This is a genomic window from Legionella sheltonii (assembly GCF_026191355.1).
Lineage (GTDB): Bacteria > Pseudomonadota > Gammaproteobacteria > Legionellales > Legionellaceae > Legionella > Legionella sheltonii.
Window position 1 is genome coordinate 92,866 of the sequence record NZ_JAPHOQ010000005.1, and the last position, 15,944, is coordinate 108,809.

A 15,944-nucleotide genomic window follows, 5' to 3' on the forward strand; every position below is an offset into this window, starting at 1 on the left:
TCTTGGGTAGATATTTTAATCCTTGAAAAATTTTAATACCATGGAGCGCATTCGCGCTGTTTCCGATGGATTGAATTCTTTATATATATCGCTACCGATATTAAGACATACGGTTACATTCTCACCAAGTCCTTTAAGTAAATCGACACCGGATAATTTAAGCAGGTTTATGTCAGTAGCTATATCAACAGCCCATGCATCAAGATAACTCATTTCAGAAAACACAGGAAGAAAAACGTGTTCTCCATCTTCTAAAAACAATACCTTAGGTTGATTTTCGTCTGAATTTTTTTCAATGGGTATAATAAAATTCGCTTTAATAAACTCAAGATAGGCTTTATTCGCTTCTTTGTTATTTCCAGCAGCATTAAGCGCTTCTTTTATTGCATGATTCAGAGCATTCATTTTGAGCCTTAGTAATATTAAGATCAGATTGTGACATTCGTGTGCAACGAGGTACATTATGTTTGTAAATTATAACCATTTTCTATACCTATGAAAATGAAATCAAACTATGTGTTGAAATAAATGACAACACCAGTATAATGTAGGTTTTGTTTTGCAGAATTATTGCTCATTTTTTGGATAAGTATATTAGGGTTTGATTCTATTTCATACCGTTAACGATGTACTAGTGAACTCGGAATGTAAATGGAATGTTAACAAACTCTATCCTGGAGGTTTGTTTTTTGATGTGTCTACCAGTTAGTACCTTTTCAATCGAACAAAACTAATTAGGATTTTTATTAGTGTAGAGAGTTTATGAACAAAATACATGAGTCTAGAGTAGAGATTTATAACCAAAAAAAATATTTAGGATTTGCTTGGTTAGTATGGGGGTTGGCTGCTGCGTTCTATTTTTCTGATTATATGGCTCGTGTTGCACCCGGCGTAATGCATCGATACTTGCAAATGGATTTTGGGATTAATGAAGCGGGCTTTGGCATAATAACCGCCTCATTTTATGTCCCTTATATTTTAATGCAAATCCCTGTAGGCCTCACGGTAGACCGATTAAGTATCCGTTGGCTACTTACAGTAATGTCATTAGTTACCGCGTTCGGATGTTGTGTTTTTGGTCTGGCAGATGGTTTGTTTATGGCTTCAATAGGCAGAATGCTTATAGGTTTCAGTGCAGCATTTGCTTTTATCTGTTCATTAAGATTAGCGACATCATGGTTTCCACCTACCATGTTGGGTTTATTAGCAGGTTTAACTCAGGCATTAGGAATGCTCGGGGCTGCTGCTGGTGAAGCGCCTGTTTCATTTTTAGTGACTAATGTGGGTTGGCGTCACAGTATGCTGATTATTGCTTTTCTATTTATCGCACTGGCCGCTTTATTGTATCAATTTGTACAAGATAAGCCTGGAGAGCATCGTAGTGAAGTCCACTCTGTGAATCAGCTCAGCATTCTCCAGAGCTTAAAAATTGTATTATCGTGCAGACAAACATGGCTCAATGCGTTATATGCCGGATTTTTATTTGGCCCAACCGCGGTGATTGGTGAGGCAATTGGCCCTGCATATTTACAATTTGGAAGGGGGCTTGGTGCTCATGCTGCTGCTTTTGCTACAGGATTAATATTTATTGGTTGGGGGATTAGCGGTCCTTTATCCGGTTGGCTTTCAGATAAGATGGGGCGTCGTAAGCCTTTGATGATACTTTCAGCAATTTTTGGTGTCATTCTTACCTCTCTCTATGTATTTAGTCCTAATCTAAGCCAAACATCAGCATATATACTCTTCTTCTTTTTCGGGGTAACAAATACGGGTGTTGCCATTGCCTATGCGGTTTCAACTGAGATACATGACAGAAGTGTGGTCGGAACTTCTATTGCATTTACCAATATGATATCAATCTTTGTAGGTGCTCTATTGCAGCCTTTGGTTGGACGATTGGTCGATATGGTTTCAGGTGCTCGTGCTTATAATGTTGAAACTTTATTACTCTCTGATTTCCAAGCGGGCTTAAGGATACTTCCTCTTTGCTCCATTATCGCACTCATTTTAGCTTTTACAGTTAAGGAAACTTATTGTAAGCCCAAAAATCATGCCTAAACCTGTAGGTATTTTTTAGGGATTATTGTCCACCCGAATATTATTCAATTACTTTGTCATCCCGCGGTACACGGCGGGATGACGTCAAGTTCTGTTCATCAAAAAAATTGGAACAAAAGATCAGTTGATATAAAAAATAGTTATTGCTGTTTTTTTATAAGCTTATCGCACTCCGATGTTATTTGCTGTTATACTTTGAGCTGCAGTTTTGCTGCTTGCGAATTAATAACATGGAGAACAGAATGAAAAAATTTACAGGATTAGTAATTATCCTGGCCGTTCTAATTCTAGGCGGATATTATGGCATGGGGGTTCTTACTGAAAAAACAATCAGAAAGAATGTAGAAGTAATTGACCAATCTAATGGGTTATTTGCTGAAATTGAGCAATACCATAAAGGATTATTTAGTTCTGAAGCCAAAATTAAATGGCGCTTACATATTCCAGAACGCGTTGTTAAAGATGCAAATGGACAACCTCAAACTCTTCCTGCCCAAGATTTTAATTCGGAGATGCCACTAACAATCCATCATGGTCCAGTTATTTTTGCAAATAATCGTTTGCGCTTTGGGTTGGGCTATGCTGAAACAGTTTTCCCGTTTCCATCGCAATATAATGAACAATTTGATGCTCAATTCTCTAAAGACTCAGTTAAGCCACAGTTGGATTTAAGTATTTTCGTGAATTACTTAAATGAAAGCACCGTTGATTTCAAAGTACCTAACTTTAAATTAATTGCCAAAGATGGTACTGGTAACTTTGAATGGTTGGGTATGGACTCAAGTACCACCATGTCTTCTGGTATGGGAAAGGTTGAAGGGAAAATCAAATTGGATGGCTTAAATGCTACCAAAGATGATACCAAAATTACTTTAAGTAAAGTATCCAGCGATTATGATTTGCATGAAACACCTGCCGGACTGTATCTTGGAGATGCAAACTTCATCCTGCCCTCTTTTATTGTGTTAGTTAAAGATCAAAAAATGTTTGAGATTGTCGATCTAGTAATTAAGTCAGACAGTGATATCGAGCAGCATCTTTTTAATACTAATTTTAATGTGACTCTAAAATCTCTATTAGCAAATGGCCAAAATTATGGTCCAGGAGATTTGGAAGTTGCTTTAAGAAACCTTGATGCCGATGTGTTGGCTAAAATTAATCAGCAAACAACGGCGATGCAAAACGGCAATGACATGCAACGCCAACAAGCAATGCTTGCGCTGCTTCCTGAGCTACCCAAATTATTTAATAAGGGTGCGGAATTTGAAATCTCTAAACTGAGCCTAAAGATTCCCCAGGGGCAGATTGAAGGTAATCTTTTTGTCACTTTGCCAAAGGGTGATAATGCTAACCCATTTGAAATGATGCAAAAAATTCAGGGTAAAGCGAAATTACAAGTTCCTGCAGAAGCTGTAAAAGAGATTATGAAGCAATCAGTGATTCAACAAATCGCCAAAAAGCCTGAATTGCAACAAACCTTAACACAACAATTGCAAGCGAACCAAACAGCCGCTCAAACAAATCAGCCATCTCCATCAGTTGAGCAACTCGCTGAAATGCAAACCAACAAACAAATAAATGCATTACAGCAAAGTGGCTTAATTACAGTTCAAGGAACTGATTTTGTGATTGAAGCGAGTTTGGACCAGGGTAAATTTACAATTAATGGCAAACCATATGACCCTTCAATGATGAAATTTTAAGATGCAATTGGAGTAATTTTGTAAGGAGTAGTTCGTAAAAATCAACTCACTCCTTATAAGAACTCCTTGCGCTGTGAATGAACATTATATATTGATTTTTAATGCAGTTTTTTCTGTTCTGCCCTTGTCTCAATGGGCTTGTTTCGGTAATATACTGTTTTTAAAAGGAGGAGCTAATAATAATGACAACAATCAGTAACGAAGTAGTGGATAACACCGCTTCTCTGGCCGAAAGCGTAACTCTTTCAGTGCAAAAATATTTTTCAGAGCTTAAGGGAACTGATCCTGTTGACTTATACCAATTTGTACTTGAAGAGATTGAAACACCTTTGTTTCGCGCAGTGATGGAGCATTGCAAGTACAATCAGTCACGTGCAGCAATTATGCTGGGGATTAGCCGTGGTACTTTGAGAACTAAGTTGCGTCGATATTTCGATGATAAATATGTTGGTACTCGAGACTAACGGAACATTGAATTGAAGAAGAGGAGCTAACGAGCTCCTTTTTTTTAATGTAAATTTATGAAGTATACTAATGCAGGATAGGTCAAAAATCCCTGCCTTCAATCTCAGGAATCTTCATCACATTGCGCAAAGAAAAATTAGACACTTAAGTGGATAGGCGAAAGAAATAAAATGTAGGTTGGGCCTTGGCCCAACATAAAAACATTTTGGAGCTTTTTGTTGCCCAAGATCCAACCTACAATTTGCAGAACGTGTAGCAAGTAATAAGGGTACAGTTACTCAGCAAACATTGAGCTTACAGACTCTTCAATATTCACCCTTTTAATCGCCTGTGCGAGCATGTCTGATAAACTAACAACGCGAATTTTTTCGCATTTCCGAGCTTCATCAGATAAGGGAATCGTATCGGTAACTACAATTTCATCGAGTCCAGAATTTTTAATATTATTGATTGCTGGGCCAGATAAAACGGGGTGTGTTATATAAGCTCTGACAGTATGAGCGCCATTTTTCTTAAGCTCATGGGCAGCAGAGCAGAGAGTTCCTGCAGTATCAACAATATCATCGACAATAATGCAGTCTTTATTCTTTGGCTCACCAATAATATGCATTACTTCGGATTTATTAGGACCACTGCGGCGCTTGTCTATGATACATAACTCAGCATGATCAAGACGCTTCGCTACTGCTCGAGCTCTGACAACACCCCCCACATCGGGGGAAACGACCATAATGCTTTTTAGATTCTGTTTTGTTATGTCTTCGAGAAGTATCGGAGTTGCATAAACGTTATCTACAGGCATATAGAAAAAGCCTTGAATCTGGTCTGCATGAAGGTCTACTGTAAGGACCCGACAAATTCCTACTGAAGCCATCATATCAGCAACGACTTTTGCTGTAATAGGCACACGTGCAGAGCGTACTCGTCGATCTTGTCGTGCATAACCAAAATAAGGAACTACAGCGGTGATTCGAGCAGCAGAAGATCTTCGTAGCGCATCAGCCATGGTCAAAAGTTCCATGAGGTTATTACTAGCTGGTGCACAAGTTGATTGAATTATAAAAACGTCCCGACCACGAACATTTTCAAGAATTTCAATCATTGTTTCCCCATCGCTAAAAGTACCAACAGTAGCCTGGCCAATAGGTATTTGCAGATGAGAAGAAATTTGTTGAGCTAATTCCGGATTTGCATTTCCGGCAAAAATCATCATTGTGGACATGTGTAAAAAGCCTTTAGATTTAGGTTTAATCATTTAACTTAAACACATAGCAGAAGACAGCCAAAAAGATATTATTATTATTTGAGCATTACAAGAACGCATCCTTCTAGGTTATCTTCTGCTGTCTGTTTACTTGAATCAACAAGAATGTGGCAGGGGTGCTAGGATTCGAACCTAGGTATGCAGGGATCAAAACCCTGTGCCTTACCGCTTGGCGACACCCCTAAATTTGCAGATTCTTACAATCATCCATTATAAAATTGCGTTCATCCCTGCAAATGTGTTGCGTATTTTGCAGTGCTTTTGGAAACATGTCAACTTTGAAATCAATAATTTTTTATATTTTTAAATGGAAGCAGGAGTTGACATTAGAGCAAGAATATCATATGTGGTAAAAACGAATCATTTAAAAGCAAGATTTAGAAAAATCTGACGTTCTAAATCTTGCTTTTACTCAATTCTAACTGGGATTTAAATAGTCCAATTTTGAATTACTACTTTAACCATAACCCCATTGCCTTCAAGACGAATCATACTTGGTAAATCAATGCCTTTAACGGAAGTATATTTGGTGAAATTGATGGTATAACCATTTTGTTCTAGTGCGACTAGGTGATTGTACTTATCTCGGTGTTCAGTTTGAACAGGTCCTGGTGCAGGCAGACCTCGCACCCAATAATAAAGGTTGTTTACCGGAAGACGAATTCCTGTTTGCTCTACTAATAATTCGTCCGCATTATGTGAGCTGATCTTTTTGGGTCCATCTTGGTAGGTAATTGTATTGCCTTTTTTGTCAATAAGGACTGTCCCGCTACCTAATGGGCCCATAAGTCGGATTTGATAAGCACTGGGTCCTTCTTGTCTCCAATTCATGGCAGCAGACCATCCTTTGTTTTTATTTTTTGCTGCCATGGCCCCACGAAGTTCCCATGAGGAAACAGTCTCTGTTTTTGCTTTGCGTTGTTCTACAGGCATGACTTTATTTTCGGGTAATTCTGCTGCAGGTCGCGGAGGAGCACAGGCAGTTAGCAAAAAGGGGGTTATCATTATTATTAATCGTTTTATATTATTCATTGGTCACCTCAAGTCCTTTTATGTAGTTTTTCAATTAACAATACGCTAGACTGTTCGCATATGCAATTAGTCTTAATCATTATGAAATTAAAAGCAATTTATCCTGGAACTTTTGATCCCGTTACGAATGGACATGTTGATATTATTAGTCGTGCGGCTACGATTTTTCCTGAAATTATTGTTGCCGTAGCAAGCAATAAAGCGAAACGTCCTTTTTTGCCACTAGTGACACGAATTGAACTTGTAGAAGAGGCAATTGCCCATTTACCTGGAGTACGTGTACTTGGGTTTGATAACCTGTTAATTGATTTTGCATTAGAGCAAAATGCAGGGGTTGTTTTACGCGGTTTGCGCGCAGTGTCTGATTTTGAATATGAATTTCAATTGGCTGGAATGAATCGAAAATTATCCAAACAAATAGAAACCATTTTTTTAACCCCCTCAGAAAATTTTATGTATATTTCTTCTACTCTAGTACGTGAAATTGCGCTTCTGAAAGGAGATATTTCTCAGTTCGTTCCTTCTTGTGTCGTCAGAGAACTCCAAAAGAGGCAACATGAACATGGGACTTAGAAGACTATCCAAAGGCTTTTTCCTGATTACGAGTGGCATCAATTTTCTCTATTTTCCTACTAATGCGCTTGCCCAGCAAAATAACTCCCGTCCTCCTGGTTATGCAGTAGCCAGTGCAAATCCGTTAGCAACTAATGCCGGACTCGAAATTTTAGCAGATGGTGGAAATGCTTTTGATGCAGCAATTGCTGTATCTGCAGCATTAGCAGTTGTTGAACCATACCATTCAGGACTGGGTGGAGGAGGATTTTGGTTACTGCATCAAGAAAATCAGCATAAAAACATCTTTATTGATGGACGAGAGGTTGCACCTCAAGCCGCAAAGGCAGACATGTTTTTGGGAGCTGATGGGCATGTGATACCCGGACTATCCTTAAATGGAGGATTAGCTGCAGCAATCCCTGGGGAGCCAGCCGCATTGGTCTACATTGCCAAAAATTATGGACGATTACCTTTAGCACAATCGCTTGCTCCTGCAATTAAGTTAGCACAAGAGGGCTTTGAGGTTGATAAGCAATTAAGCTCATTGCTGAACAACGAAGACCGACTGGAGCAAATTAAGAAATACCCTTCTACAGCTAAAATTTTCCTGAACAAAGGACGTCCTTATCGCATTGGGGAGCAATTAATTCAAACGGATTTGGCAAATACTTTAAAGTTAATCGCCGAGAAGGGCGAAGACGGCTTTTATACTGGAGCAGTTGCAGAACGTTTGGTTAAGGGGGTTAATGCTGCGGGAGGAATTTGGACCCTTGAGGATTTAGCTAAATATAAAATCAAAGTAAGAGAACCATTAATTGGTGCCTATCATAACATGTTAATTATAACGGCACCCCCACCTTCAGCAGGTGGTGTTGCGTTATTGACCATGCTCAATATATTGTCTCACTACCCTTTGTCCTCCTTCTCAAAAATTCAATGGATACATCACTTGGTAGAGTCCATGCGTTTGGCCTATTGGCAGCGCGAGCAATTTTTGGGCGATCCTGATTTTGTGACTATTCCTATTGGGAATTTAATTTCTGCAGAGAATGCGAAAAAGTTAGGTACCTTAATCCCACCACATAAAGCACTTCCTAGTACCGTTTTACGTGGACAGGTAAAAAAACAGTCCGCAATGCAACCTGAGACTACTAATACTACGCATATCTCTATTATTGATGCCGATGGTAATCGGGTTTCTGCAACGATGTCGATAAATTATATTTTTGGCTCCAGTGTTGTAGCCGATGGTACCGGTGTTTTGCTAAATGATGAAATGGATGATTTTTCTACTAAAGTTGGCGAGGAAAATGTTTTTGGTATTGTTGGCGGCGATAAAAATGCCATCGCTCCCGGCAAAAGACCATTATCCAGCATGACACCTACCTTCCTTGAATTACCAGAGCGTGTTGCCATTTTGGGGACTCCGGGAGGCAGTCGTATTCCTACTATGGTTTTAATTGCAGCATTAGTATTCCACGATGGGTACGGTGCAATTAGTATGGTTTCAGCAATGCGCTTTCATCATCAGTATTTACCTGATGTACTGCAGTTTGAACCGGATACTTTTCCGCCGGCGATTCAAGAAGCATTAAAAGCCATGGGGTATCATTTAATGCCATTAGAACGATACTATGGTGATATGCAAGCGATTACCTGGGATAAGCAAACGAACATCCTTACCGCGGCATCCGATCCGAGAGCTATTGGATTAGCTGCATCTATAGTGAATGCTCCAAGCGGATATGGGCATGGAGCACGCTTCTAACCGAAAAAGCCATATTGGGCACTCAAATCTGTCTTTTTCTCTAGATTTTTACTTGTGGCTACTACTTTATTGTCTAGGCTGATCTTCTCCAACCAGTTCTTTGATTACTGAATAAGTTTGTTGAATCAATTGTTCTTTATTTTCGATGGTGAATTGTGAGGCATCGATTGGTTTGCCTATATGTATTTCTGCCTTTTGTTTCAGATGAAAATTAAAGGTTCGTGCGGGTAAAATATTATTAGCACCACGTATTCCTATAGGAATAATGGTTGCTTTGGATTGAATTGCAGTGATAAAGCCCCCTTTTTTAAACGACCCAAGTTTTCCATCTTTGGACCGAGTTCCTTCAGGGGCAATCCACATAATGATCCCACTCTCCATGAGCTGTTGTGCATAGGCCAAGTCTTTGATGGCTTGATATTTATTTTTCCTATCTATAAAAGGAAATTCTGCAGCTACCATTGCTTTACCCATTAAGGGAACTTTTGCGAGTTCTTTTTTAGAGAGCATGCGAATGGAGTGATTTGGAAAGGCCTTAAATGCAAGTGGAATATCGTAGGCACTCGAATGATTGCACATCAGAATTGTAGCCCTTCCTTCTTGTGGCTGGACATTAAAAGGATTGATTACTTTATATTCTACTTGTACTGCATTGAGCAATTGATCAACCCAATGATGGATCGCCTTATCTGTCCATTTTCGATTTATGGTGCTAAAAAAATATTTAAAAATACAGCGCGTACTGGTTACTGCTGTATAAAATATTATATTACAAAGAACAAATGCGGTTCGTAATTGATTGATTTTCATTAGTGTTAGAGTTAAGTAAAGTAGCGGTAATATAGCGCAAGTTCATACGAATGCCCAGATAGTTTTTAAAGAGTCTCATTCACGTTAGAAATGTCGATTCAATATAGAAAGTTTAGCCTATTTAGCAAAAAAATATACTTCCGGTCCTGGGTGAGGAATTCACTGGTACTAAATCTTACGTTCCTCCTTAACAAGCATTCATCTGGAAAGACACCATGAATATCAAAAACATTGGCGATCTTTTTGTTACTTACCCACGTTCGAGCATTTAAAAAATTAATTTTGACATGTAGGGCAGAAAAAAGAATTACGTCCGGCAATTATCACCGATTCAATAGGGTGGTGGCAGCGCAAACAAGGTTGATTTTTTCGGCCATATACTTTGAGTGATATACTGAAATAACCGGGTTTGCCATCAAAAGCATAAAAATCGCGCAAGGTTGTTCCCCCCGAGATGATGGCTTGTTTTAGCACTTCTTTAATCTGTGTAGTGAGTCTGTCACACATTTCTTCTGAAAGCATTTTTGCAGGAGTATTCGGATGTATATTCGCTAAAAATAGACTTTCTGATGCATAAATATTGCCAACTCCTACCACAATGTCATTATCCATAATCAATGATTTAACGGGTTTATTTTTATTTTGGGCTCTCTGAAATAAATAAAAACCATTAAATTCGTCCGAAAGAGGTTCAGGGCCCAAATGTGCAAGCAATTGATGTTGGTATGGGTTTTCCTGGATATAAAGAAATAAACCAAAACGTCTGGGATCACAAAACCGTAATACCAGACCATTGTTTAGCATCAACATAATGTGATCGTGTTTTTTGGGTTTGCTCTGAGCCGAAACAATGCGTAAATGCCCCGACATGCCGAGATGAATTAAAAGATGTCCTGTTGAGAGCTGCAGCAGGATATACTTCGCTCTACGGGTAACGGCGATTATTTTTTTACCGACACAAAACGAAGCCAAATTATCAGGCACGGGGATTCGGAGTTTGGGATTACGAACCATAACTTCTTGAATTGTGTGACCTTCAATATGGGGTTTAATTCCTTCTTTAGTCGTTTCAACCTCAGGTAATTCAGGCATTATTTTTTATCGTCATGCTCAATGATGCGGCCCTGATTTTTTTTAATCACTTCTGTTTTAGTCGAGCTGCTTGGGAACAGGTATTGTTTTATTGTGGCAACAAGCCATAGGATAGCCCCTATAATAATTCCCCAAACTAAAACGTAGGAGAACATAAATAATAAACCAAAAAATAGGGCGATAGCACAACCCGCTATGATAAAAGGCACCAAATTTTCAAAGATTTTTCCCAGAGGGAATTTATCGTTCATTGCTTGATTCCATAGTTTATTCATTATTAATTATCGGCTACATAATGAAATGTTGCAACGGAAAGAGTAAAATTGTGATATCCTTATTATGAGATAAGGATTTTCTGGAGTTCTTACAAGAGGTATCCAACTAAAGGATGAGTTTTTTCTTAATTTGCATTTTTGCATTTTTGCATTTGAAGTGGAGCTATTATGGTTTTTGGTTATTTAAACCTGTCTTTTTGGGGATATGTGATTGCAACGTTGATTTTCACGCAAATTACTATCGCGGCGGTAACAATATATCTTCATCGCAATCAAACCCACCGCGCGCTGACACTGCATCCTATTATCAGTCATTTTTTTCGTTTTTGGTTGTGGTTAACTACGGGAATGGTTACAGCAGATTGGGTTGCTATACATCGTAAACATCATGCATCATCAGACGTCGAGGGTGATCCTCACAGCCCGGTAGTTTTTGGCATTAAAAAAGTATTTTGGGAAGGAGCTGAACTCTACAAAGCAGCTCGTAAAGATAAAGAAATGGTCGCCAAATATTCTCATGGTACCCCTAAAGACTGGCTTGAGCGAAAAGTTTATTCCCCTCATTCTGCCAAGGGAATTGTACTTATGCTGCTTATTGATTTATTTTTATTTGGTGTCCCTGGAATCACTATTTGGGCAATTCAAATGATGTGGATTCCATTTCATGCAGCTGGAGTAATTAATGGGATCGGCCATCATTGGGGGTATAGAAATTTTGAATGCCTTGATGCTGCAAGAAATATTTTCCCTTGGGGTTTTTGGATCGGTGGCGAAGAGTTGCATAACAATCATCATACGTTTGCTTCTTCAGCAAAGTTTTCTATTAAATGGTGGGAGTTTGATATAGGTTGGATGTATATCCGTATCCTTTCCTTTTTAGGTCTTGCCAAAGTGAAAAAGTTACCACCTAAATTGGCTATGGACGAGGGCAAGCTGCAAGTCGATTTAGATACCGTAAAGGCAGTGATTGGAAATCGCTTTCAGGTGATGTCTAATTATTATAAAAGTGTGATTCGACCGATACTCAAGCAAGAAAAAAATAACAGCATTGAAAATAAAGAAGGCAAAAAACTCTTTGCGCGCGCTGGAAGTTTATTGCGTCGGGAAAATCGTCTGTTGAACTCAAAAGCTAAAATGCGTTTATCGAATTTGCTTGAAGCCCGTGAACAATTACGTGTCGTTTACGCCCATAAACAGTCACTTCAAAATATTTGGTTAAAAACTGCATCTACGCAAAAAGAGTTAATCGAAGCATTGCAACAATGGTGTAGACAAGCAGAAGAATCAGGCCTAGAAGTATTGAGACAATTTGCGCAACAGCTAAAAGGATATGTACCGGTATATAGGTAATTCTTTTATAATTTTTTAATTCGCTCAACTGCTCATCTCACGGAGAGGAGATGAGTGGGCTGCATTAGGTTAAGGAATATGGTCATTCCCGCTTAGAAGGAAGTTTCATCCCTGAATTGGCTTTGCTGATAGAGATGGATTCCAACCTACGGGGGAATGGCCATTTTACATAGATATGAAGCTTAATGGCAGTGAAGAGGATATTTGACTTTTAGTCTCGATTTTCTATAGTAGTAGTTTATTATCGCAATAACAGGGAGTTGGTTATGATGAAAGGTGTAGCAATAGTTACTGGTGGAACTGGTGGTATCGGCACAACCATTTGTCAACGTTTAGCTGCCGATTTTCAAGTAGTCGCGTGTTATTTCAAGCATGGAAACCATGAAGAAGCGAAGCAATGGCAAGAAGAGCAAAAAAAGCTAGGCTATGATATTGATATCGTTTATGGGGATATCGCGCAATTTGCAGATTGTGAAAAAATAATGTCTTTAATCATGGAGCGTTATGGCCGTGTTGATGTCCTGGTTAACAATGCGGGCATTACTCAGGATTGTAGTTTACGGAAAATGACTCCAGAACAATGGCAAAATGTGATCGATGCGAATTTGACTAGCGTATTTAATATGACCCGCAATGTAATTCCAGTCATGATCGAGAAGGGTTATGGTCGCATCATCAGCATTTCTTCAATTAATGGCCGAAAAGGCCAATTCGGGCAATGTAACTATGCTTCTACTAAGTCTGCTTTGTATGGTTTTAGCAAAAGCCTGGCATTAGAAGTAGCAAATAAAGGCATAACCGTGAATACGGTTTCTCCTGGCTATATAGAAACACCCATGCTTGCTTCTTTAAAAGAAGAGGTATTAAAGTCTATTATTTCAAGTATTCCTGTTGGTCGTTTGGGACATTCAAAAGAGGTTGCTGATGCAGTTGCTTTTTTAGCATCTCCAGACAGTGGATTTATTACTGGCGCGAATTTGGATGTGAATGGTGGGCAATATATGTAAATGCGCTACGGTTTGCTATTAAAAATCTGGCCATTGTAGTTGTTTTATTCTCAAACTTCTAACTTATAGAGAATCTCATGCAACATAATAATATCGTTTTGATTACTGGTGGTACTGGGGATATAGGCACAGCAATTGCGAAAGAATTGAATTCATCTTACAAACATGTTTTTGCTCTTGATTTAATTACAGAAGAAGATGGCAAAGCATGGCAAAAAGAGCTTATGGATGAAGGATATAAAAATATTTATTTTCGACATATGGATGTAACGGATTTTGATCAATGCGGGGAGGTTATTTCTTCCATTATTGAACAGTTTGGTAATATTGATGTGTTAATTAATAACGCGGGTATCACTCGCGATGCTGTATTTACTAAAATGACCAAGAAGCAATGGGATGAAGTATTAACGGTAAATCTTGATGGTATGTTTAATGTAACTCGTCATGTTGTTGAAAACATGAGAGAACATGAATCAGGACGAATTGTTAATGTTTCTTCAGTAAATGCCCAAAAAGGACAATTTTCGCAAGCAAATTATGCTGCATCAAAAGCGGGTGTTTACGGTTTTACTAAAAGTTTGGCTCAGGAATTAATGAGTAAGAACATCACTGTCAATAGTCTATCGCCTGGGTATGTGGATACTCGCTTAATGAAAGGCATAAGACCCGATATTCTGGATTCGATTATTGCTCAAATTCCGGCAAAGCGTTTGGCGCAAACACAAGAAATTGCCTGGGCTGTAGAGTTTTTAATTAGCGAGAAGAGTCGATATATTACAGGAGCTAATCTCAGCGTCAATGGCGGCCTTCATATGTATTAAAACTCTTTTATTTAATAAAAGATCCGCTACTCTGCTACTGTCAGCCCCGTGCATTGCGAGATCTCGAGTTGTAGTACAGGATTATGATGGAGATCCCTCACTGCACTGGGGATGGCGGGATAGGAAGAAAGGAAATTTCCCTTAACTGAAAGGCTGTAAAGAATAAGGTGAGATTTTTATATCTTAAACTCACCTAAATATTAAGAGAAGACTATGACTCGATTAATTAAAAAATACAAAAACCGTCGACTTTATGATACTGAGACAAGTCAGTATATAACCCTTGAAGACTTACAGCGTTATGTTGTGGAGGGTATGCAATTTAAAGTAGAGGATTCGCTAACAGGGAACGATTTAACGAACTCCATCTTGTTGCAAATTATTGTGGAGATGGAAGCAGGTTCAACTCAATTTTTATCTTCCGATATTTTGCGGCAGATCATTGCTCTGGCAAATCATCCGATGCATGCTTCTTTAAAACAAATGATGGAACAAATGTTCCAAGTTATGGAAAAACCATTGCAAAATAATCCTTATCTTCAGGCAACTGAAAATTGGAATCAACAAATGCAAAAGATGATGCAACAATGGCAGAGTATATTTAAAAGTTAAAATGTTATTACTGGTGTGATGATCAAGGCATTCTATTGTTGATTTTTATGGTGCATTGCAAAAAAATATTTACTTAACCCATTGACAAATTTGTCATCAATAGACTAATATTAAATTGTGCGATGCAACATAGTGGAGAATATCATGAGTCAACAAAATTTTGAAAGATGGACGGAAGCGGCTAAAAAACTTCAAGAACCTTTTCAAGCAATGGCTGAATTGAACGTGAAAACGCTGCAAAGTTTGAATTATCTGAAACCTGAGGAACTTTCTAATATTAAAAGGCCTGAAGAATTATTAGAAAAGCAAATTAATCTAGCTGTTGAAAATGGAAAAAAAGGTTTAGATTACATGCAAAAATCGTTTCAAATTCTTGAGAAAGCAATGTTAGGTTTCGTCCAAGAAGCTAAAAAAGCTACTGAAGTAAAGCATTAATTAAATATCTTATTTGAAAGCAGTTGAAGCCATTAAGCTTGAACTGCTTTTTTATTTTTGAACTATTTATTCCATCCCAATTCAAGCGCTACAGGAATGGCTCTACTTGCCCCCCGCTATGATTAATAGTGATGACTTTATATAATCAAATTGCCTTTGAGTATCGGATTCTACAAATAATGTACATCAGTTAAATAGAGCGTGTAATTCTATACGTCGATTATATTTATTGAAATTCTTCCAGGGGTTCTCTTTATGCTCCAAGCGCTGAAATATATTACCTAAATGATAAGATTGTGGATGTAAGGCAGGATCATCTAGCTCCTTCCATTCAAGAGGGGTTGCTATAGGCGCTCCTTTTATTGCGCGTAAGGAATAGGGTGCAATGGCAGTCATGGCATAATCATTTCGGAGGAAATCGATGAATACTTTATTGCCCCGTTTATCTTTTCTTTGTTCTAAAGTGGTTATTTGAGGTTTGTGTTGATGCAGCTTTTCAGCTATTTTTTTTGAAATTTCTTTAACGCGATCGAACTGATAATGGGCTTTAATGGGCAGATGAATATGTAGGCCCTGCATATTCCACTCCATCCCGATCACAGATTCCAGTGATGCCGATCACGAATTCCATTTGATGCCGATCAAAGATTCCATTCTAAGCCGATCAAGAATGAGCAATACGTAAGCATATTGA

17 protein-coding genes and 1 tRNA gene are annotated in these 15,944 nt (G+C 38.4%); 10 read left to right on the forward strand and 8 right to left on the reverse strand.

Features of this window, described 5'->3' with window-relative positions; translation table 11 throughout:
- Positions 1 to 15: 15 nt before the first annotated feature.
- On the reverse strand, positions 16 to 405 hold the full coding sequence (locus OQJ26_RS06865; RefSeq protein ID WP_265703142.1) for an SseB family protein: 390 nt from the start codon (positions 403 to 405) through the stop codon (positions 16 to 18).
- Positions 406 to 762: 357 nt separating this feature from the next.
- On the opposite strand from OQJ26_RS06865, the gene OQJ26_RS06870 reads away from it, so the two are divergent.
- The 3 genes from OQJ26_RS06870 (at position 763) to OQJ26_RS06880 (ending at position 4,225) form a co-directional block, all read left to right on the forward strand.
- Positions 763 to 2,058 (forward strand): MFS transporter, encoded by a 1,296-nt coding sequence (locus OQJ26_RS06870; RefSeq protein ID WP_265703143.1) that lies wholly within the window; start codon positions 763 to 765, stop codon positions 2,056 to 2,058.
- A gap of 242 nt (positions 2,059 to 2,300) precedes the next feature.
- Positions 2,301 to 3,761, forward strand: coding sequence for a YdgA family protein (locus OQJ26_RS06875; protein WP_265703144.1), 1,461 nt, complete (start codon positions 2,301 to 2,303; stop codon positions 3,759 to 3,761).
- Between the two features lie 182 nt (positions 3,762 to 3,943).
- Positions 3,944 to 4,225 (forward strand): helix-turn-helix domain-containing protein, encoded by a 282-nt coding sequence (locus OQJ26_RS06880; protein ID WP_003633193.1) that lies wholly within the window; start codon positions 3,944 to 3,946, stop codon positions 4,223 to 4,225.
- Positions 4,226 to 4,500: 275 nt separating this feature from the next.
- On the opposite strand, the gene OQJ26_RS06885 is transcribed toward OQJ26_RS06880, so the two are convergent.
- The 3 genes from OQJ26_RS06885 to lolB all read right to left on the reverse strand — a co-directional run bounded on the left by OQJ26_RS06885 (position 4,501) and on the right by lolB (position 6,522).
- Positions 4,501 to 5,448 carry a ribose-phosphate pyrophosphokinase gene (locus tag OQJ26_RS06885; protein ID WP_265703145.1) on the reverse strand — a complete coding sequence of 316 codons (948 nt, stop codon included), beginning with the start codon at positions 5,446 to 5,448 and terminating at the stop codon, positions 4,501 to 4,503.
- 150 nt (positions 5,449 to 5,598) lie between these two features.
- A tRNA-Gln gene (locus OQJ26_RS06890) sits at positions 5,599 to 5,673 on the reverse strand.
- A 246-nt stretch (positions 5,674 to 5,919) separates the two neighbouring features.
- The gene (gene lolB, locus OQJ26_RS06895; protein ID WP_265703146.1) at positions 5,920 to 6,522 is read right to left on the reverse strand and encodes a lipoprotein insertase outer membrane protein LolB; all 603 of its coding nucleotides are present in this window, start codon (positions 6,520 to 6,522) and stop codon (positions 5,920 to 5,922) included.
- 60 nt (positions 6,523 to 6,582) lie between these two features.
- On the opposite strand from lolB, the gene coaD reads away from it, so the two are divergent.
- Together coaD and ggt are read left to right on the forward strand one after the other, a co-directional pair.
- On the forward strand, positions 6,583 to 7,095 hold the full coding sequence (coaD, locus tag OQJ26_RS06900) for a pantetheine-phosphate adenylyltransferase (protein WP_265703147.1): 513 nt from the start codon (positions 6,583 to 6,585) through the stop codon (positions 7,093 to 7,095).
- A complete protein-coding gene (ggt, locus tag OQJ26_RS06905; protein ID WP_416209948.1) occupies positions 7,079 to 8,845 on the forward strand; it encodes a gamma-glutamyltransferase in 1,767 nt (588 codons plus the stop codon). Before coaD ends, ggt begins: the two co-directional genes overlap by 17 nt.
- A gap of 66 nt (positions 8,846 to 8,911) precedes the next feature.
- Here ggt and OQJ26_RS06910 read toward each other — a convergent pair whose 3' ends face one another.
- From OQJ26_RS06910 to OQJ26_RS06920, 3 genes are all read right to left on the reverse strand, one after another.
- The gene (locus OQJ26_RS06910) at positions 8,912 to 9,655 is read right to left on the reverse strand and encodes a lysophospholipid acyltransferase family protein (RefSeq protein ID WP_265703148.1); all 744 of its coding nucleotides are present in this window, start codon (positions 9,653 to 9,655) and stop codon (positions 8,912 to 8,914) included.
- Between the two features lie 276 nt (positions 9,656 to 9,931).
- Positions 9,932 to 10,747, reverse strand: a complete 816-nt coding sequence (gene mutM / locus OQJ26_RS06915; RefSeq protein WP_265703149.1) for a bifunctional DNA-formamidopyrimidine glycosylase/DNA-(apurinic or apyrimidinic site) lyase — start codon at positions 10,745 to 10,747, stop codon at positions 9,932 to 9,934.
- Positions 10,747 to 10,998, reverse strand: a complete 252-nt coding sequence (locus OQJ26_RS06920; RefSeq protein ID WP_265703150.1) for a hypothetical protein — start codon at positions 10,996 to 10,998, stop codon at positions 10,747 to 10,749. Before OQJ26_RS06920 ends, mutM begins: the two co-directional genes overlap by 1 nt.
- A 192-nt stretch (positions 10,999 to 11,190) precedes the next feature.
- Here OQJ26_RS06920 and OQJ26_RS06925 point away from each other — a divergent pair, with 192 nt between their 5' ends.
- From OQJ26_RS06925 to OQJ26_RS06945, 5 genes are all read left to right on the forward strand, one after another.
- Complete coding sequence (locus OQJ26_RS06925) at positions 11,191 to 12,372, forward strand: DesA family fatty acid desaturase (protein WP_265703151.1); 1,182 nt, start codon at positions 11,191 to 11,193, stop codon at positions 12,370 to 12,372.
- Between the two features lie 266 nt (positions 12,373 to 12,638).
- The gene (gene phbB, locus OQJ26_RS06930) at positions 12,639 to 13,379 is read left to right on the forward strand and encodes an acetoacetyl-CoA reductase (RefSeq protein ID WP_265703152.1); all 741 of its coding nucleotides are present in this window, start codon (positions 12,639 to 12,641) and stop codon (positions 13,377 to 13,379) included.
- Positions 13,380 to 13,456: 77 nt separating this feature from the next.
- On the forward strand, positions 13,457 to 14,203 hold the full coding sequence (gene phbB / locus OQJ26_RS06935) for an acetoacetyl-CoA reductase (protein WP_265703153.1): 747 nt from the start codon (positions 13,457 to 13,459) through the stop codon (positions 14,201 to 14,203).
- Positions 14,204 to 14,416: 213 nt separating this feature from the next.
- The gene (locus tag OQJ26_RS06940) at positions 14,417 to 14,815 is read left to right on the forward strand and encodes a polyhydroxyalkanoate synthesis regulator DNA-binding domain-containing protein (protein WP_265703154.1); all 399 of its coding nucleotides are present in this window, start codon (positions 14,417 to 14,419) and stop codon (positions 14,813 to 14,815) included.
- Positions 14,816 to 14,959: 144 nt separating this feature from the next.
- Positions 14,960 to 15,250 (forward strand): phasin family protein, encoded by a 291-nt coding sequence (locus OQJ26_RS06945; RefSeq protein ID WP_265703155.1) that lies wholly within the window; start codon positions 14,960 to 14,962, stop codon positions 15,248 to 15,250.
- A gap of 186 nt (positions 15,251 to 15,436) precedes the next feature.
- Here OQJ26_RS06945 and ligD read toward each other — a convergent pair whose 3' ends face one another.
- The gene (gene ligD, locus OQJ26_RS06950; protein WP_265703156.1) at positions 15,437 to 15,829 is read right to left on the reverse strand and encodes a non-homologous end-joining DNA ligase LigD; all 393 of its coding nucleotides are present in this window, start codon (positions 15,827 to 15,829) and stop codon (positions 15,437 to 15,439) included.
- Between the last annotated feature and the right edge of the window lie 115 nt (positions 15,830 to 15,944).